General features: G+C 54.8%; 20 protein-coding genes. 11 read left to right on the top strand and 9 right to left on the bottom strand.

Annotated features, from left to right (window positions below):
- Window positions 1–165: 165 nt before the first annotated feature.
- The gene (locus MT343_RS16390; protein ID WP_186435774.1) at window positions 166–1173 is read left to right on the top strand and encodes a GGDEF domain-containing protein; all 1008 of its coding nucleotides are present in this window, start codon (window positions 166–168) and stop codon (window positions 1171–1173) included.
- 86 nt (window positions 1174–1259) lie between these two features.
- Here the strand turns inward: MT343_RS16390 and MT343_RS16395 are convergent, their stop codons facing one another.
- Both MT343_RS16395 and MT343_RS16400 read right to left on the bottom strand, forming a co-directional pair.
- Window positions 1260–2282, bottom strand: coding sequence for a type I glyceraldehyde-3-phosphate dehydrogenase (locus MT343_RS16395; protein WP_145466541.1), 1023 nt, complete (start codon window positions 2280–2282; stop codon window positions 1260–1262).
- Window positions 2283–2365: 83 nt separating this feature from the next.
- Complete coding sequence (locus MT343_RS16400; protein WP_145466542.1) at window positions 2366–3676, bottom strand: aminotransferase class I/II-fold pyridoxal phosphate-dependent enzyme; 1311 nt, start codon at window positions 3674–3676, stop codon at window positions 2366–2368.
- A 106-nt stretch (window positions 3677–3782) separates the two neighbouring features.
- Here MT343_RS16400 and MT343_RS16405 point away from each other — a divergent pair, with 106 nt between their 5' ends.
- The 5 genes from MT343_RS16405 to MT343_RS16425 all read left to right on the top strand — a co-directional run bounded on the left by MT343_RS16405 (window position 3783) and on the right by MT343_RS16425 (window position 7565).
- Window positions 3783–4565 (top strand): YggS family pyridoxal phosphate-dependent enzyme, encoded by a 783-nt coding sequence (locus MT343_RS16405; protein ID WP_145466543.1) that lies wholly within the window; start codon window positions 3783–3785, stop codon window positions 4563–4565.
- Between the two features lies 1 nt (window position 4566).
- A complete protein-coding gene (locus MT343_RS16410) occupies window positions 4567–5304 on the top strand; it encodes a glutamine amidotransferase (protein WP_145466544.1) in 738 nt (245 codons plus the stop codon).
- A complete protein-coding gene (locus MT343_RS16415) occupies window positions 5291–5545 on the top strand; it encodes a hypothetical protein (RefSeq protein ID WP_145466545.1) in 255 nt (84 codons plus the stop codon). Before MT343_RS16410 ends, MT343_RS16415 begins: the two co-directional genes overlap by 14 nt.
- Window positions 5542–6729, top strand: a complete 1188-nt coding sequence (locus MT343_RS16420) for an aspartate aminotransferase family protein (protein ID WP_222428440.1) — start codon at window positions 5542–5544, stop codon at window positions 6727–6729. The genes MT343_RS16415 and MT343_RS16420 overlap by 4 nt, the downstream gene beginning before the upstream one ends.
- 173 nt (window positions 6730–6902) lie before the next feature.
- Entirely contained in the window at window positions 6903–7565 is a 663-nt protein-coding gene (locus MT343_RS16425) for a class I SAM-dependent methyltransferase (RefSeq protein ID WP_145466546.1), read from the top strand.
- 10 nt (window positions 7566–7575) lie between these two features.
- On the opposite strand, the gene MT343_RS16430 is transcribed toward MT343_RS16425, so the two are convergent.
- A complete protein-coding gene (locus MT343_RS16430) occupies window positions 7576–8529 on the bottom strand; it encodes a helix-turn-helix domain-containing protein (RefSeq protein WP_145466547.1) in 954 nt (317 codons plus the stop codon).
- 269 nt (window positions 8530–8798) lie between these two features.
- Here MT343_RS16430 and exaC point away from each other — a divergent pair, with 269 nt between their 5' ends.
- On the top strand, window positions 8799–10319 hold the full coding sequence (gene exaC / locus MT343_RS16435; RefSeq protein ID WP_145466783.1) for an acetaldehyde dehydrogenase ExaC: 1521 nt from the start codon (window positions 8799–8801) through the stop codon (window positions 10317–10319).
- A gap of 180 nt (window positions 10320–10499) precedes the next feature.
- Here the strand turns inward: exaC and MT343_RS16440 are convergent, their stop codons facing one another.
- Window positions 10500–10877, bottom strand: coding sequence for an MAPEG family protein (locus MT343_RS16440; protein ID WP_145466548.1), 378 nt, complete (start codon window positions 10875–10877; stop codon window positions 10500–10502).
- Window positions 10878–10980: 103 nt separating this feature from the next.
- On the opposite strand from MT343_RS16440, the gene MT343_RS16445 reads away from it, so the two are divergent.
- The 3 genes from MT343_RS16445 (at window position 10981) to MT343_RS16455 (ending at window position 13812) form a co-directional block, all read left to right on the top strand.
- Complete coding sequence (locus tag MT343_RS16445; protein WP_145466549.1) at window positions 10981–11868, top strand: LysR family transcriptional regulator; 888 nt, start codon at window positions 10981–10983, stop codon at window positions 11866–11868.
- A 234-nt stretch (window positions 11869–12102) separates the two neighbouring features.
- Window positions 12103–13098, top strand: a complete 996-nt coding sequence (locus tag MT343_RS16450; RefSeq protein ID WP_145466550.1) for an LLM class flavin-dependent oxidoreductase — start codon at window positions 12103–12105, stop codon at window positions 13096–13098.
- 111 nt (window positions 13099–13209) lie between these two features.
- The gene (locus tag MT343_RS16455; RefSeq protein ID WP_145466551.1) at window positions 13210–13812 is read left to right on the top strand and encodes an SCO family protein; all 603 of its coding nucleotides are present in this window, start codon (window positions 13210–13212) and stop codon (window positions 13810–13812) included.
- Between the two features lie 32 nt (window positions 13813–13844).
- Here MT343_RS16455 and MT343_RS16460 read toward each other — a convergent pair whose 3' ends face one another.
- Genes MT343_RS16460 through MT343_RS16475 form a run of 4 tightly spaced genes read right to left on the bottom strand, consistent with a single transcriptional unit; the run spans window position 13845 to window position 17113 of the window.
- A complete protein-coding gene (locus MT343_RS16460; protein ID WP_145466552.1) occupies window positions 13845–14756 on the bottom strand; it encodes a heme o synthase in 912 nt (303 codons plus the stop codon).
- Window positions 14753–15799 (bottom strand): COX15/CtaA family protein, encoded by a 1047-nt coding sequence (locus tag MT343_RS16465; RefSeq protein WP_145466553.1) that lies wholly within the window; start codon window positions 15797–15799, stop codon window positions 14753–14755. The genes MT343_RS16460 and MT343_RS16465 overlap by 4 nt, the downstream gene beginning before the upstream one ends.
- Window positions 15792–16361: a hypothetical protein gene (locus MT343_RS16470; protein ID WP_145466554.1), complete on the bottom strand. Its 570-nt coding sequence runs from the start codon at window positions 16359–16361 to the stop codon at window positions 15792–15794. Before MT343_RS16470 ends, MT343_RS16465 begins: the two co-directional genes overlap by 8 nt.
- Window positions 16358–17113: an SURF1 family protein gene (locus MT343_RS16475; RefSeq protein WP_186435775.1), complete on the bottom strand. Its 756-nt coding sequence runs from the start codon at window positions 17111–17113 to the stop codon at window positions 16358–16360. The genes MT343_RS16470 and MT343_RS16475 overlap by 4 nt, the downstream gene beginning before the upstream one ends.
- On the opposite strand from MT343_RS16475, the gene MT343_RS16480 reads away from it, so the two are divergent.
- On the top strand, window positions 17112–17303 hold the full coding sequence (locus tag MT343_RS16480) for a DUF2909 domain-containing protein (protein ID WP_145466556.1): 192 nt from the start codon (window positions 17112–17114) through the stop codon (window positions 17301–17303). The genes MT343_RS16475 and MT343_RS16480 overlap by 2 nt on opposite strands.
- 24 nt (window positions 17304–17327) lie before the next feature.
- On the opposite strand, the gene MT343_RS16485 is transcribed toward MT343_RS16480, so the two are convergent.
- Window positions 17328–18185, bottom strand: coding sequence for a cytochrome c oxidase subunit 3 (locus MT343_RS16485; RefSeq protein WP_145466557.1), 858 nt, complete (start codon window positions 18183–18185; stop codon window positions 17328–17330).
- Window position 18186: the final 1 nt, after the last annotated feature.

An 18186-nucleotide genomic window follows, 5' to 3' on the forward strand; every position in this document is an offset into this window, starting at 1 on the left:
GCTCAGGCAATTGCTATGGAGTCCGGATCACCCTATATCCACCATGCCCTGGCTGTTTTCCGGGACCCGGAAATGGAAAGCCTTTTCCGCCAGGAGGAACTTCCCAGACAGCGTCGCTTAGTCTTCGGGCTTTGTGCGTTTGTAATAATTTCAATGCCTGTTTTTATGCTTTCTGATGCCATGGTCGTCAAACCCGGGCCATGGGGTTCTTTTCTGCTGGCACAGAGGCTGGTTCATATTGCGGCGTGTATTATTTTTTTATTAACCATACCCCGCATCCGGCGTTATTCCTCTTACGATGTACTGGTATTCAGCACGTTATTGCTATTTTTTGTACTTCTGGAACTGGGCTCGTTTACCTTTCTGGACGACTACGCCCTGTATGCCCTGTTTGATCTTATTATCATGCTGTGCCTGTATGCTTCCGGAATTCTGACCGTAAAACTGTCAACAATAATATGCCTGTATCATTCTTCAGTGGCCATCCTGATTATTCTGACCTTAAAAGATCTGAACTTACATGCTCAGATAATGATGATCATTGGTTATAGCTTCAGCAATGGTGCAGGCATACTGCTATCGATCACTCACCATAAAAACACCAGGCAACAGTATTTATTGCAGCAGTATTTACGCGAGAAAACACTTCAGCTTAAGCACCTGGCATATCGTGATTCGTTAACCAATGCATTAAACCGGAGATCTTTTCAGGATCATTTCAGGGATATTGAAAAAATGGCGTTAAGGCTGGAGAAGAGCGATAAAAGCTTATTCCTGATCGCCGCCGACATTGATCACTTTAAAAAGATTAACGACAACTTTGGTCATGATATTGGTGACAAGGTATTGCTGGCTTTTGTGAAGCTGGTTGAAGCCAATATCCGTCCTGTCGATAAGGTATACCGCTTTGGCGGTGAAGAATTTATGATTTTACTGCAGGAATGCAGTATGGATACGGCCATTAAAAGAACAGAAAAAATAATGCAGCTGCTTAATTCAGGCGCCCTTGGTGTTGAAGAGCTGGAGCAGCCGGTCACATGCAGTTTTGGGATTACACCGGTTCTGGCCAGCGATACCATTGATTCCGTTTGTATCCGGGCCGATGAAGCCCTTTATAACGCGAAACATAACGGCCGCAATCAGTATGTTTTTGCCCCAGCACCCGATAAATAAAACCAGCAACACAATAATTTATCTAAGGCAGCACAGGGAGCAATCCATCTGGCCCTGAAAGAATATCCAGGGCATAAGCAAAAACATTAGCGGCGATTCTCTGCACTCATGGCGCAGGCAGTATCCAGCATACGGTTGGCAAAACCCCATTCGTTATCAAACCACACCAGCAACTTCAGCAGCTGACCGCCGCTGACGCGGGTCTGGGTGGCATCAACGATTCCTGAACGCGGATCATGATTAAAATCGATGGAGGCATGCGCATCATGGGTGATACCGATAATCCCCTTTAATGCACCGCTACTGGCTTCTGCCAGCAGTGCATTAACCGCATCTGCTGTGGTTGGCTGCTGTAATTGCAGACTGATATCCAGCGCCGAGACATTAATGGTTGGCACGCGCACATGCAGACTTTCGATTTTACCGGCGAGTTTCGGCATTAAACGCGCAATGCCCAGCGGCAATCCGGTATCGACCGGAATAATACTTTGTCCTGCAGCGCGGGTGCGGCGTAAATCGGAATGGTAGGCGTCGATCACCGGCTGATCGTTCATCGCCGAGTGAATGGTGGTGGTTACCCCGGCTTCGATGCCAAAGGCGTCATCCAGCAAAGTCAGAATCGGCAGCAGACAATTGGTTGAGCAGGAACCGTTGGAAACGATGTGCTGATCGTCACTCAGCGTGTGCTGATTAAGACCAAAAATAATGGTGTTATCCACCGCGCTGTCGGCAGGGTTAGAAATCAGCACTTTATGCGCGCCACCAGCCAGATGCTGTTCGCACTCTTCGCGGGTTTTTATCTGGCCGCTGCATTCCAGCACCAGATCAATATTCAGCGCAGCCCAGTCGAGGGCGGCGGCATCCGCTTCGTGGCGGATACAGATACGGTCGCCATTAACACTCAGATGACGTTCATCCACCACCTCAACCTGCCCCGGAAAGCGCCCGTGGGTACTGTCGTAGCGCAGCATGTAGCTGATGGTTTCAATATCGGCCAGCTCGTTAATGGCCACCACCTGCAACTGCCCGCGATAGCCATTTTCGTACAGAGCACGCAGTACACAGCGGCCGATACGGCCGAAACCATTGATAGCAATACGGGTGGTCATAAAATACCCGGCCTCCGGGCCAGAAAAATCAGATCGTTATTCTCGCGGATTTAACCGGTGCTGGCAAAGCCGCACCGTTTTTGTCACAGGCATTTGCGCAGATCAGCAATCAGCTTCTGTTGCTGTTCGCCGTCCAGCTCACTGATGGTTATGCGCAACGCACTCTGTGGCTGACGCACACTGAATACCGCCGCATCGCGCACCAGCCAGCCGTAGCGGGCAAGACGATGGCTGATTTGTTCTGCATCCAGCCCCGGCAATGGCAGCCAGAAATTAAGACCATCCGCCGGTGCGCTGAGCACTGGCAGTCCGGGTAATTCTGCCGCATTCAGCGCCGCCGCCAGTGCGCTGTGCTGCGCCCGGTAATAATCCGCCGCCTGTGTCAGCTGTTGCTGTACCTCATCGCTGGCCAGCAACAGGCTGAGCAGATCCTGCAGCAGATGGCTGACCCAGTTGCTGCCCGGTGTGAGACGCAGCAACAGACGCTCACGGGTTTGGGCATCGCTGTGAATAAAGGCACAGCGCAGGTCCGGGCCATAACCTTTCGAGACCGAACGCACCAGCGCGTGATGACGATGGCCTGCGGGCATGATGCTGTAATACGCCGAGCCGGCAACGGTGGCGAAATGGTCATCCTCGATCAGCAATACATCCGGGTATTGCGCCAACAAGCTGCGGATTTCTGTCGCCCGGGTCTGGCTCAGACTGCAACCGGTCGGGTTATGACCACGGGGTGTACAGATCAGGGCCTGCACGCCGGTTGCCAGCGCCGCCGCCAAAGCCTCTGTCTGCAGACCTTCAGCATCAACACTGACGGCAACGGCTTCCAGCCCGGCCTGATTCAGGGTGTTGATGGTTCCCAGAAAACAGGGATCTTCGACGATGACTTTGTCACCGGGCTTCAGATGCGCCAGTAACAGACGCTCAACCGCGTCCACCGCACCATGGCTGAGCACCAGCGCATCCGCTTCCGCCTGATCGGCAAACAGCCGGCTCTGTGCCAGCGCAGCAAGCTCCGGATTCAGCAGCGGCTCACCATATAAGCGCGGAGTACGGGCAGGCAGCTGCGCTAAATAACGGCTGATATCGGGCAGCCAGTGCAGTGCCGGATTACCACTGGCCAGATCAGTCAGCGGCGAATCCGGCATCGCGCCTTCCTGAAACCCACCTTCCGCCTGGGTGCGGATCATCGTGCCACGCCGCCCCTGACTGACCGCCAGGCCAGCGCTGACCAGCCGCTGATAGGCAGCCGCGACGGTATTGCGGTTTACCCCAAGTTGTTCTGCCAGCTCGCGGATAGGCGGCAATAACGCGCCTTCTTCCAGCTGTCCGCTCTGCACCAGCTGCCGGATGCTGGCGACGATATCTGCAATGCTCTTGCCGGTAATATTCATAAATAGGACAAAATTATTTTTGACATAGGACAAAAACCGAAAGCATACTGGTTACCCGGTCAGTTATCCACCGCCGGCAAGAATATCAGACAGCAGGAGCAAAGGCTTGAACCATACCGCGACCACCAGCCAGGGTTTCCGCCCGGTTTTCAGCAGTGACGATCTGCAGCGCAATCTGGCGGCCGTAAACGCCCGTATCCGGCAGGCCTGTGAACACAGCGGACGCCAGCCCGACAGCGTCCGTCTGCTGCCGGTCAGCAAGACCGTGGATCTGGCACGTATCCGTATGGCCCACGCCGCTGGCTGCACCCTGCTGGGCGAAAACAAGGTGCAGGAAGCCTGGAGCAAAGCGCAGAGCACCACCGATCTGACGGATCTGCACTGGGCAGTCATCGGTCATCTGCAGACCAATAAGGCCCGTATTGTTGCCCGCTTTGCCAGCGAATTTCAGGCTCTCGACAGCCTGCGTCTGGCCGCCGAACTGGATAAGCGCCTGAGCCGTGAAGAACGCTGCCTGGATGTACTGGTGCAGGTTAATACCTCCGGCGAAGCCAGCAAATACGGCCTGGAGCCGGCACAGCTGGAAGCCTTTATGCGCCAGCTCAGCGCCTTTCCGACCCTGCGGGTAAAAGGCCTGATGACGCTGGCCGCGCTGACCACCGATCAGCAACGTATCCGCCGCTGCTTTGTTTTGCTGCGCCAACAGCTGCAGCAGATGCAGCAACAGCTGAGCTATGGCGATCAGCTGTATGAATTATCCATGGGAATGTCGTCCGATTTTGAACTTGCGATCCACGAAGGCGCGACCACCGTCCGGGTTGGTCAGGCCATCTTTGGTCCGCGGGCACTTCCCGACAGCTACTACTGGCCTGAACAAACAGGAGCCTGACATGATGAAACGAGCCTGTGTTATCCGCCACCTGGCCTTTGAAGGGCTGGGTATTCTGGAAAGCGTGCTGATTGAGCGCGGCTATCTGATTGACTACTACGATGCCGGCGTTGATTTTCTTGATGACGATGCCCTGTTGCAGGCGCATCTGCTGGTCGTACTCGGCGGGCCAATCAGCGCCAATGACGGTCAGGATTACCCATTTCTGGCGCGTGAGACAGAGTTGCTGCAGCAACGTCTGACCCTGCAACGGCCAACGCTGGGCATCTGTCTTGGCGCCCAGCTGATGGTCAAAGCGTTGGGCGGCACGGTACAGCCGATGGGGCACAAAGAAATCGGTTATGGCGATATTCAGCTCAGTGCTGAGGGACTGGAGTCGGCACTGGCTGTGCTTAAGGAGTGCCCGGTGCTGCACTGGCACGGTGAGCAATATTCGCTGCCTGCCGAAGCCCGGTTACTGGCCTCTTCGGCGCTGTGCCCACAGCAGGCATTTGCCCTCGGCGACTATGGTCTGGCGCTGCAGTTTCATCTGGAAACCGATTACCGCCGCATTGAGCAGTGGCTGATTGGCCATTGCTGTGAGCTGCAGCAGGCCGGCATTGCGCTGGCCGATATCCGCCAGCAGGCACGCCAGCACGGGCCGCGCCTGCAGATGCTGGGGGTACGTATTTTTCATACCTGGCTGGGCCAGGCCGAAGCCTTTGATCAACACAGACATTACACCCATGAGCCAGTTTAAGATCCTGCTCTGGCAGAACCAGAGCCTGCTGGGCCAGTTTGAATCGGCAGCCAATACCGGGCATGAACTGATACAGCAGATCCGCAGCCGCTTTCCACAGGAGGCCGGTTTCCGCACCGAAGTGATGGTCGCCAGCGACGAAAAACGCATTATTGAATCCTCGCGTCAGGGTATCCGCCTGATCAGCCGGGAAGTGATTTATCAACCTTACAATGAAGACGAAACGGATCAGAAAGTATGAGTTCAGCCTGTTTAATGCCGGTGTATGAGCGCCTGCCGGTTCATTTTGTGCGCGGCGAAGGCAGCTGCCTGTGGGACGATCAGGGCAATCAGTATCTCGACAGTCTGGCCGGTGTCGCGGTAACCAATCTGGGGCACTCTCACCCGGAAATTACCGCAGCCATCAGCGCTCAGGCCGCCACCCTGATGCACAGTTCCAACCTGTACGGCGTAACCTGGCAGGAAACCCTCGCCGCCACACTGTGCAGCCTGACGGGTATGGAGAAAGCGTTTTTCTGTAATTCCGGTGCCGAAGCCAACGAAACCGCCATCAAGCTGGCACGCCTGCATGCCCGCCAGCGACAGATTACAGCACCGCAGATTGTGGTTATGGACGGTGCATTTCATGGCCGCACCCTGGCCACCCTGACCGCCAGCGGAAATCCGGCAGCGCAGCAGGGTTTTGAGCCTTTAGTGCCGGGCTTTCTGCGTCTGCCACTGAATGACAGCACGGCCCTGAATGCACTGGATGGCAACCCTCAGATCTGTGCAGTACTGCTGGAAACCGTGCAGGGCGAAGGCGGCGTGCGACTGGCAGACAGTCATTATTTACAGGCGCTGGCGCGCCTGTGCCGGGCCAATAACTGGCTGCTGATGATCGACGAGGTGCAGACCGGCATGGGCCGCACAGGGCGCCACTTCGGTTATCAGCATGCCGATATCCAACCGGATGTGATCACCCTTGCCAAAGGTCTGGGCAATGGTCTGCCGATTGGTGCCTGCCTCGCCCGTGGTGCGGCAGCAAACCTGTTTGCGCCGGGGCAGCACGGTTCAACCTTTGGTGGCAATCCGCTGGCCTGCCGCGTCGGTCATACCGTGATAAGTATCATGCAGCGTGACCGGCTGGCCGAACGGGCGGCAGAGCTGGGCAGGCAACTGCTGGAAGGATTAACCCAGGCGCTGGCCGGCCATCCTCAGGTCGCCGCCATCCGCGGACGCGGACTGATGGTGGGTATTGAGCTGAAAGAAGCGATTCCGGATCTGACCAGACGTGCGCTTTTGGAAGAGCGCCTGCTGATTAATGTCACACGGCAGAAAGTTATCCGCCTGTTACCGGCACTGACGATCAGTCCGGAAGAAATCCGTATCCTGATCGCCGCACTGAGCCGGTTACTGCACAGCAACCAGCAACTGCGCAGCGCCTGAGAGGTAACACCCCCCCGGCCAGAATGCCCTGGCCGGGGTTTATATTGTTCCCTGCGCTTCGCCATTAATGCACTTAGTCATCACAGCGCTTCGCCATCGCCGCACTCTTGGCGCAGTGTTATATTGCCGCCCGCCTCCCTGCCAAAGCGCTCTCTCAAACCGAAGGAATCCGCATGAATCAACCCTGCACCCAGCCCTGCCCCCTGTGCTCTGATCAGGGTCCGCACCAGCAACTTCAGGGTGCAGATAAACGCCGTTACCTCAGCTGCAGCCAATGCTCACTTGCCTTTGCCGACCCACAGCAATGGCTGAGTGCGGATGACGAAAAAGCTTATTACGCCACCCATGAAAACAGCATTGAAGATGCCGGTTATGTGCAGTTTCTGCAGCACCTGCTGACCCCCCTGCTGCCATTATTAACACCGGGCATGCAGGCACTCGATTACGGCTGCGGGCCGGGGCCGACATTATCAAAACTGCTGGCAGCTGCAGGTATTGCCTGCGATGACTACGATCCGTTTTTCTTTCCTGCCCAGTTACGCAGTCAGTACGATGTTATTACCGCCACCGAGTGCTTTGAACATTTTCATAATCCGCACGCTGAGCTGAGCAGGCTGAGTGGCCTATTACGTGAAGGTGGTTATCTCGGTTTAATGACCAGCCGCTGGACAGATGCAGAATATTTTTCGCGCTGGCATTACACCCGCGACCCGACTCATGTGGTGTTTATGCAGGAAAAAACGCCGGACTGGATTGCCCGGCATTATGATCTTGAGGTTGTCTGGCGCGACAGCCCGCGAGTAGTGATTTTCCGTAAAGTGGCTGTCAGGCCCTAGATAAAAGATTTCAGGCGGAGATCATGTTAATCTGATGCTGTTTTAAATAATCTCTGGGCGACACACCATACTGCTGATGAAAACGGCGGGTAAAGTGACTGGCATTCACATAGCCGACGTCATAGCAGACTTCGGTAACAGAACGGCCGCTCTGCAGTAATTCCCGCGCCCGTTCAAGGCGGCGCTGCTGGATATATTCCATCGGCCCGGTCCCCATCACATGCCGGAACTGCTGATAAAACTTACTGCGCGACATGCAGGCAACACGGCACAGTTGCTCAATATCGACGGTTTCCGCCAGATGATCATCAATATAACGAACCGTTTCCGTCAGACCATTTAATGTCGGGTCATGGCGCGCGCAATTCAGTAAAAAGCTGCGTCCCTGCTGGCGCAGCATACGGGTTAGTAATTCAGTAACACCCAGGTTCAGTACCAGATCACGGTCATCATCGTTATGCACAAAACTGCCGACTATACGTTCCAGCAATTGTTGCGTTGCCTCGGTATGAAACAGATGCAGCACATGATCATCATGCGGGCGCCAGCAACCCAGCTCTTTCGGTAACGGGTTCTTCTGGTTGAGCTGATCACAGACATCACGCAACCGCTCACGGCTGATACCCAGGGTTAAACAGCTGGTTGGGTTATCGAGAGTGGCCTCGGGGAAATCAATGGCAACGGTTTCACCTGGCGCCATGACAAAAGATTCATGGGGTAAAAAAGCCGAATTAAAATGATTTTTACCGTGCAGTACTTTTTTGCCGCTGATCATGCCGCAGTAAAGAATTTCTTCCGCATCGAGGCGGACTTTTTCTGCAGAGGCAAAAGTGTCGTAGATTGACAGTTCAGCGCCATGACTGGCAAAGACCGTGCGGTTTTCCACCAGCTGCTGCGGGCCAGAACCACGAACAAGATTACGACGGTTAAACGCCGCCTGAGCTGCCAGACCTGAATCGCGCATTCTGACCTCCTGTTACCGCTGACATTTGTGCGGTATCTCTTTGTTTTAATTATTTTTTATCTGCTTGTTATGCGGGCCTGCCGGCCATGCCTTATGTCTGTCGCTGACAAAATTTCCGGCTGAGACTGAGCAGCATGGACGCTCAGCACAGTCATTCAGACGCTCAGGCAAGTGGTTAATCATCAGATCACATAGCCTGAACTCACACAACCCGCTAAGCCCAGACAAAAGTCCAAGGCTTGCGTGTGAACAATAACAAGGAGAACGCCATGATTTATGCCAACCCCGGACAGACCGGCTCGGTCGTCAGCTTTAAAAGCCAGTATCAGAACTATATCGGTGGTGACTGGGTTAAACCAGTTAACGGCCGCTATATGGACAACATCAGCCCGGTCAATGGTCAGGTGTTCTGTCAGGTGCCACGTTCCGATGGCGCCGATATCGAACTGGCACTGGATGCAGCCCACAATGCGGCAGCGGCCTGGGGCAAGACCTCCGCTACCGAACGCTCCAATATTCTGCTGCGCATTGCCGACCGTATGGAACAGAATCTGGAAATGCTGGCCGTAGCCGAAACCTGGGATAACGGCAAAGCGGTACGCGAAACCCTGGCCGCCGATATTCCGCTGGCGGTGGATCACTTCCGTTATTTCGCCGGCTGTCTGCGTGCGCAGGAAGGCACCATGGCCGAAATCGACGAAACCACCGTGGCTTACCATATTCATGAACCACTCGGGGTTGTTGGTCAGATTATTCCGTGGAACTTCCCGCTGTTAATGGCCGCCTGGAAACTCGGCCCGGCACTGGCGGGCGGTAACTGTGTGGTACTGAAACCGGCGGAGCAAACCCCGGCATCCATTCTGGTATTAATGGAGCTGATCGGCGACCTGCTGCCACCCGGCGTACTGAATATTGTCAATGGCATCGGCGAAGAAGCCGGTCAGGCGCTGGCCACCAGCCAGCGTATTGCCAAAATTGCCTTTACCGGCTCCACTCCGGTGGGCCAGCATATTCTGAAATGTGCCGCCGATTTATTAATTCCAAGCACCGTAGAATTAGGTGGAAAATCACCGAATATTTATTTCTCCGACGTGATGCAGCACGAAGATGATTACCTGAGCAAATGTGTTGAGGGTATGACTCTGGCTTTCTTTAATCAGGGTGAAGTCTGCACCTGTCCGTCACGTGCATTGATTCAGGAGAGTATTTATAACGATCTGATTGAAATGGTCGTGGCCCGTGCCGGAAAAATCATCCGTGGCAATCCGCTGGATACCGACACCCAGGTTGGTGCTCAGGCCTCGGAAGAACAGTACGAACGCATTATGAATTACATTGCCATTGGTAAAACTGAAGGCGCCAAAGTGCTGCTCGGCGGTAATGCCGAAGCGTTAAACGGCGATCTCAGCAAAGGCTATTACATTCAGCCAACCATGCTGTACGGTAAAAACGATATGCGCATTTTCCAGGAGGAAATTTTCGGCCCGGTAATCAGCGTCACCACCTTTAAAGACGAAGCCGAAGCACTGGCCATCGCCAACGATACCGAGTTTGGTTTGGGTGCCGGCGTCTGGACGCGTGATATGAATCTGGCTTACCGCATGGGACGTAATATTCAGGCCGGCCGGGTCTGGACCAACTGCTACCATGCCTATCCGGCACACGCCGCCTTCGGTGGTTATAAAAAATCCGGTATCGGCCGCGAAACCCACAAAAAAGCGCTGGAGCATTATCAGCAGACCAAAAACCTGCTGGTCAGCTACAGCACCAGCCCGCTGGGTTTCTTCTGATCTTACCTGCGGCCTGCGGGCCGCACTTCCACTCTCACTATACCGCTGGCTGATCATTTACAGCATTGCCCGCTTCCCGGCGGGCACTTTTTTATCAAGTCATCTGCTCCGGCTTTTTCACACAGCCTTCATTTGCGACTCCGGTAGTGAATTAAAAAGCCAAAAGACTCTTTTTAATTCTTATAAATAGCGGGTAATAAGCCATACGGAAGCGATGATCATAACAAGGCCATTGATTGATAACGCTAGCTGGCGGAACAGCAAAGGCTCTTTCACCTGACTAACACCGTAAGCGTGAAACAGACGTCCAATCAATAACGCAAGACACAATCCATGAACCCATACCGCACTCATCCCCAGTGATTCCGCGGCAAAAATCAGAATCAATGCCAGCGGTACGTATTCCGCAAAGTTGCCATGTACCCGGATGGCTCTTCTGAGAGCTTTGTCTCCCCCATCGCCAATGGCCACCCGGGCAGTCTGCCTCAGGCGAATCACGCGAAAACTTAACAGGGTAAACATCAGTGAAAAAATGGCTATATACAGTGGAGCAATCATAGGAAACCTTGGCTATCAATTCGGCAGAAAAATATATTCTATTGATAACAAGCCGGCAAACAGCAAATAATAGGCTTTTGGAAAAGAATAAATTTTCTATAGTATGCACTATCGCCAGACACCGCCGATCCAGTATTTACCCGTATTCGAGGCAGCCGCCCGTCATCTGAGCTTTAAACGGGCAGCTGATGAGCTGTGCGTAACGGCCCCGGCGGTAGGACAACAGGTGAAGGCATTCGAAGCCTGGCTGGGCAAGCCACTCTTTCATCGTCATACCCGGCGCCTCAGCCTCACACGCGAAGGCGAGTATTATTTTGCTCTGGCCAGCGACATCCTGAACCGCCACCAGCAGGGCTATATTCAGTTTAAACGTCAGTTTGATGACAAAGTGTTTCACCTCAGTGCTTCGTTGTTTGTGGCACAGGAAGTCATCATGCCGAATTATCTGCGGTTTTCTCAGTATGTTCCCAATACCGAACTGCGTCTGGATGCCCGCGTATCATACGTCGACTTCGCTCTCCATCAGATGAATGCTGCGGTGCGCTTTGGTGAAGGTAACTGGCCCGACCTTGAGGCCCGGCTGTTGGCGAAGGGGTCGGTGTCCCCCGTGTGCAGTGAGACCTATTTATCTCAGCATGCCGATATGTCTCCGGATACTTTGTATCAGAACCGCTTGCTTTATTCTCTGCCCGATATGGATACATGGGGGCCCTATTTCTGGGGTTCTGATCGCTTACCAGAGCAGGAACCTGTTCTGTGTGACTCCTACCTGGCTGCGATCAAACTGGCGTGTGAGGGGGTCGGGGTCGCCTTGGGTATTTTTCCAACGATCAATAAGTGGATGGCGAAAAATGGCCTGGTACAGCCGTTTGATATTCGGGTAAACCTGAACCGGTCATTCTGGTTTGTGTACCTGAAAGGCAGCAACGACCCCAGACTCGATCAGGCTTACCAGTGGCTAAAATGCTTATTCGAAGAAATGGAACGGTAGCAAACCCAGTACATCCCAATAGCGGCGAACGTGCTGCCCGGCGAATCGTTCGAAGATAAATACCCTGTTTATGGGGTGTCAGTTGGACGCATCCATCCCTCCATACAGACAGACACTCTGCTGTCACACCACCGTTGCCTGCATGCAACAAAGCTTTCCCGGATAACACGCTGTGCCTACCCTGCGCCTGTGGCACTCTGTGAGCCTTTCATTGCATTCATGGCGGGCCACATTATGACCTCACTGGCAGATATTCCTTTTTCGCTGCTGGAGCTGGCATCGGTGCCACAGGGTTTTACGGTCGCGCAGACGCTGGCCTCTATGCTCGATTATGCCCAACATGCCGACACGCTGGGCTTTAACCGTTTCTGGCTGGCCGAGCATCACAATATGGAAGGGGTCGCCAGCAGCGCCACCGCGGTGCTGATTGGTCAGGTCGCAGCACGCACGCAACGTCTCCGCGTTGGCTCCGGGGGCATTATGCTGCCCAATCACCCGCCGCTTATTGTCGCCGAACAGTTCGGTACACTGGATGCGCTGTACCCCGGCCGTATTGACCTTGGCCTTGGCCGTGCTCCCGGTACCGACCCGCTGACCAGCCGCGCCCTGCGCCGTGACGATATGCGCGCCGAACATTTCCCGCAGGAAGTGGAAGAATTACAAACCCTGCTGGGAGCCGATGGCGCACACAAACGCGTTAAAGCTTACCCCGGCGCCAACAGTGCGGTAGAAATCTGGCTGCTGGGCTCCAGCCTGTTCAGCGCCCAGCTGGCCGCCGAGCGCGGTTTACCTTATGCCTTTGCCGGGCACTTTGCTCCGCGTCTGGCGCGTGAGGCGATCGCCCTTTACCGCCATCGTTTTCAGCCTTCCGCCACATTGCAGAAACCACATGTCATTCTCTGCCTGCCACTCATCGCTGCCGCCAGTGACGATGAAGCGCGTTTTCTCGCCACCAGCAGTCAGCAGCGGATTATGGCGTTAATGCAGGGACAACCACTCTATCTGCCACCGCCGGTAGAAAGCATGGAAGGTCTCTGGAATCCGCAGATTAAAGCTCAGGTCGATGCCTTTCTGGCACTGTCAGTCACAGGTGGTGCCGCCAGCATTAAGTTCAAGCTGCAGACTCTGGTCAGCCAGATACCCGCAGATGAATTAATGTTCACCAACGATATTTTTGACCGGGAAAAACGTCTGCAGGCACTGCAGATTCTGATGGATGCAAAATCTTAAGGAGCTTCAGGACAGCGGCAGAATAACGGCTTAATCCATACGCCTGTCATACCCGGACGGGTTTAATCTGCTATACCTGATGCAGGCCATAAAACGTCATCAGGAGGCGGTATGCGCAAAGGATGGTTAATACTGACGTTGTTCTTACTGAGTGCCTGCGATAACTCTCCGATTGCCGACAACCAGTTTTCGCCACTGCCCCAGACTCGCGGCGAAGCCGAACAACTGCGCCAGCTGAGTTTAAACACAACCGCAGGCGAGCGGCGCTTAAGCGACTTTGATAATCAGCTTCTGCTGCTGTTTTTCGGTTTCAGCCATTGTCCGGATATTTGCCCCACCACGCTGATGAATGTCAGCAAAGCACTGCAGCAATTACCACCTGAAACCGTGCAACTGGTACAACCTCTGTTTATTACCGTTGATCCGGAGCGCGATACGATCGACGTACTGCGCCCTTATACCCGCCACTTTCATGCCGCCATTCTTGGCGTTCAGCCTGATACCGAACAACTGCTGCAACTGACAAAGTTTTTCGGGATTTATTACCGTAAGGTCGTACAGGAAGGGGCACTGGAGTACAGCATGGATCATTCTGCGCAATTATTACTGAGCAGCAGTTATGGTCAGGTACTGGGAGTCCTCGACCCACATATGCCTGCCGATGAACTGGCGCTGTGGATCCAGGGGGCGGTTGCCCGGCTGCAGGCGCAATAATCTGAGATGCGCCCGGATATTGAACAACGGCCTCAGAAAACCGGCAGGCAATGATCCAGCAACAACGCCGCAAAGCAGTAAAGAATATAACGGATCGAAAACCAGAACGCCTGAATCGGCGCCTGCACCGAGGTGGCACGCCATACCCGCCAGTTAATCTGCATAAAGCGGATATTTAACGGCACAATCAACAACAGATACACCAGCCCCGACATACCACTGACGTAAGGCATCAGCGTCATAACCACCGTCAGCCAGGCATACAGCCATATCTGCAAACGGGTAAAACCTTCGCCATGGGTAATGGGCAACATAGGTACTCCGGCACGGCGGTATTCATCCTGTTTATGAATCGCCAGCGCCCAGAAATGCGGTGGCGTCCAGGCAAAAATAATCAGCACCAGCAGCAATGCATCGGCTTCCACACGATTGGTGATTGCCGTCCAGCCGAGTAACGGTGGCGCCGCTCCGGCCAGTCCGCCAATGGTAATATTCTGTGGAGTGGCGTGTTTTAAAAAGCGGGTATAAATCAGCGCATAACCCAGCAATGCGGCCGCTGTCAGCGCCGAGGTCAGCGGGTTCACCTCAAGCCATAACAGACTCAGTCCCAGCAGTGACAACAGGCTGGCATAAAGCGCTGCTTGCCAGGGCGGAATACGTCCCTGTGCCAGCGGACGTTTTGACGTACGCAGCATTAAACGGTCAAGCCGCTGATCCAGCAAATGGTTAAAGGCCGCTGCTCCCATCGCTGCCATAGCGATACCCAGCGTGGCATATATCACCCGCCCGATATCCGGCAATACCGGTGTCGCCAGCACCATGCCGACTAAAGCACAAACCAGCATCACCAGTACCACTCGTGGCTTACCCAGCTCCCAGAAATCCCGCCACTGCGGGCGGGTTAACTGCCGGCTGCTTTTTTCTGCTAATACCAGGCTGCTCATATTACTTCCTCCGCCAGATGCCAGGTTTTCTGCCGTTGATTTACGGGCTCTGTTTGCCGCGGCCAGATCAGGCCGCAATACACCACAGCCAGCAGCAATAACGCCGCACCGGCGGTATGCAGCAGCGCCGGTGGAAACGGCAATGACCAGACCACCAGTACAATTCCAAGACCCACCTGCAACAGATACAGACCGAGACAACAGAGAACCGCACGCCTCTGCTCACTGCGCTGCGCCTGCCAGTACAGCGCCAGCAAGGTCAGCCCCAGCGCCAGCGCCACCAGCCGGTGTGTCCACTGGATCGCACTGCGCGCACTGGCATGCAGCTGGCCATATAAATAATCCGGGCCGATCGATTGAGTAAGATGAAAGGCGCTGGAAAAATCCATCTCCGGCCACCACTGGCCATTACAGGTGGGGAAACCAATACAGCCAATGCCGGCATAATTACTCGATGTCCAGCCACCCAGAGCAATCTGCAATACCAGTAACAACAACGCCAGCCACAGCATCCGCGGCCGCCGCACCGTCGGCACCTGCGTCACTGCGCGGAACACTGCAGCAGCCTCAGGCTGATGCACCCGCCAGGCAATAAAACTGAGTAACAGCAGGCAGCTGAAGCCCCCCAGCAGATGCAGGGTCACCACCTGGGGCCAGAGTTTCAGCGTTACCGTCCAGGCACCAAAAGCGCCCTGCACAATGACCAGACCAAGCAGTAACGATGTCCAGCGCAGCAGACCCGGTGCCTGAGTGCGGGCACGCCAGCTGAAGAACACCAGCAACATGGCCATCAGCCCAAGGGAAGCTGCCAGATAACGGTGAATCATCTCCATCCAGGCCTTTTCTGCTTCCAGCGGTGCGTGGGGTGCAAATTGCGCAGCGATATGAGCCTGCGGGACGACTAAGCGGCCATAACAACCCGGCCAGTCAGGACAGCCCAGACCCGCATCCAGCAAACGGGTTGCCGCGCCCAGCATCACCACGGTAAAAGCCATACAGGCGGCCAGCAGCGCCAGCGTGCGCACTATTTTCAGATTATTCATAGCGCTCCTCCGGCAGGAGATGGCTGTTGTGGCCGGCCGATTGCAGCGCCAGAGTTTCCGCCTGCATGCTGCTGAACGGATTGCGCCTGAACAGATAGCGCACGTCCCGCAGAATGTCTTTGATGCTGCTGTCAGCGCTATAGGCCAGCACGATATTGCCTTGCGGATCGGCCAGCCAAATATCCTGCGTCAGAGCGGCCGGAGCCTGCCAGACAAGACGCTGACCACCGGGAGGTAAGGTGTTCTTCGCCTGTGTGCTGCTCAGCTGCCAGCGTTGCAGACGCGGAGCATCGCGCCCCAGTGTGCGGTGTAAGCGCCATAAACTGTCATCCAGATCACAGGGCTCCGCCGCACAGCGATACAGCAAATGCCAGCGCCCATCCTGCAGCGCCGGGGCCGGAGTCAGCGCCCACTGACTCAGCGGCGGAATATCCGGTACCAGCTCACCATGCGCGACGCGTGCTTCAGGAATGCCAATCTGCCAGTACCACATCGCCAGTGCCGCCGGCACGGGAGCCATTAATAATCCCAGCAATAACAGTAATTTTACGCGGTTACTCACAGCCACCTCCTTTTTGCCTTCAGAGTGCAGACCCGCACCCGCGGAGCTTTCAGCTTTGGCCGGTAACGCCAGGCCAGAGCAAGTGCCGCCAGCGCCAGTAACAGCCATTGAGCGGCGTAACCCAGATGCCGCTCACGGCTGACGCCAAGCGGCTGCCACCAGCGGCCACTGCTGCCGTTATCCAGATGCAGTACGCCGGGTTGCAAATCCAGTTGCGGCCAGACATCGGTACGCAGCTGCTGAATACGCTGACCATCATCGTTAGCACCGAGCAATAACCCCTGCCGCCCATCAAGCGTCTGCCAGTGCCCCTGCAGATGCTGCAGCGTTAAGGCGGTATCCGGCCAGGGCTGTGGGGCTCGGCTGCCAGCCGTTGCCACAAAACCACGATCCACCAGCCACCAGCGGCCATCAGTACTTTGCAAAGGAGTAATCAGCGCCAGTCCAACCTGACCATTCAGTGTGCGGTTATCCAGCCAGCGGTTAAATTGCGGATAAAAAATACCCTGTAATTGCAGAGCCTGATTCATCTGCGGCAGGGTTTGCGGATTAACTTCAGTTATCCGCGGCGCCGCCTGCCATTGGCGTTTTTCCTCCGCCCGTTGCCATTGCCAGTTGGCCAGCCCCAGCCCCAGAGCAAACAGCAGTAACCAGCCGCTCCACCAGCCATAAACGCGTCGGCGCTGTTTGCTGTGCGCGCGTTTATCTGCTGTGCTGAGTACTGTTGTTATCACAACCTGAGGAATCGCCATGCTTAAGCTTGCCATCCTGTTGTTATTTGCTGCCATGCTGGTCAGCCTGCTTGCCGCCGCCGGATTTCTGGTGCGTGACGGCTCACGTTCACAGCGGGTACTTACTTCTCTGACCTGGCGGGTCTGTATTGCCGTGGTGTTATTAGCCCTGCTGTTTTACGGATTTTATTCCGGGCAATTACCCGACTGAGCGTCATGTTGCTGAGGCAATGCCTCAGACAACGTAGACAAAAATAAATAATCCCAGCCACACCACATCGACAAAGTGCCAGTACCAGCTGGCCGCCTCAAAACCAAAATGCGAGCGTGGCGAAAAGTGGCCACGCCATAAACGCAGCAGAATAACCGTTAAGATGCAGGCCCCTAACGTAACGTGTGCGCCATGAAAACCGGTGAGTAAAAAGAAGGTGCCGCCATACACCCCGGCCTGTAAGGTCAGACCCAGCTGGGTATAGGCTTCAACATATTCAATACCCTGCACAACCAGAAAACTGAAACCCAGAATCAGAGTAAGCAGCAGCCATAATTTGGCATTATTACGCCGGTCTTTTTTCAGGGCATGATGGGCGATGGTCAGCGTGATACTGGAGCTGACCAGCAGCAACGTATTTAGCAAGGGCAGGTGCCAGGGGTCGATAACTTCTGCCGGGCCGGTAAAGGCATCTGATGGTGTTTTTAACAACGGCCAGCTGGCGCTGAAATCCGGCCATAAAAGTGCACTGATACCTTTTTCACCTTCGCCGTCCAACCAGGGTAAAGCAAACACACGGATATAAAATAAGGCGCCGAAAAAGGCGGCAAAAAACATCACTTCGGAAAAAATAAACCAGGCCATTCCCATGCGGAATGAGCGATCCATTTGCGCATCGTACAGGCCACTGCGTGATTCATGAATGACATCGCGAAACCAGACAAACATCATCACCAGTACACCAGCGACTCCAGCCAGAAAAATACCGAAGCCATGGCCAAAGCTGAGACTGGATGCTGCGCCGACAACCAAAAAAGCCAGCACAACCACCATCAGAATCGGCCATTTACTGCTGGCCGGTACGTAGTAGGAACCACTCATT

This window comes from Venatorbacter sp. C2-1, from assembly GCF_022832715.1.
Taxonomy (GTDB): Bacteria; Pseudomonadota; Gammaproteobacteria; order Pseudomonadales; family Oceanobacteraceae; genus Venatoribacter; species Venatoribacter alkanivorans.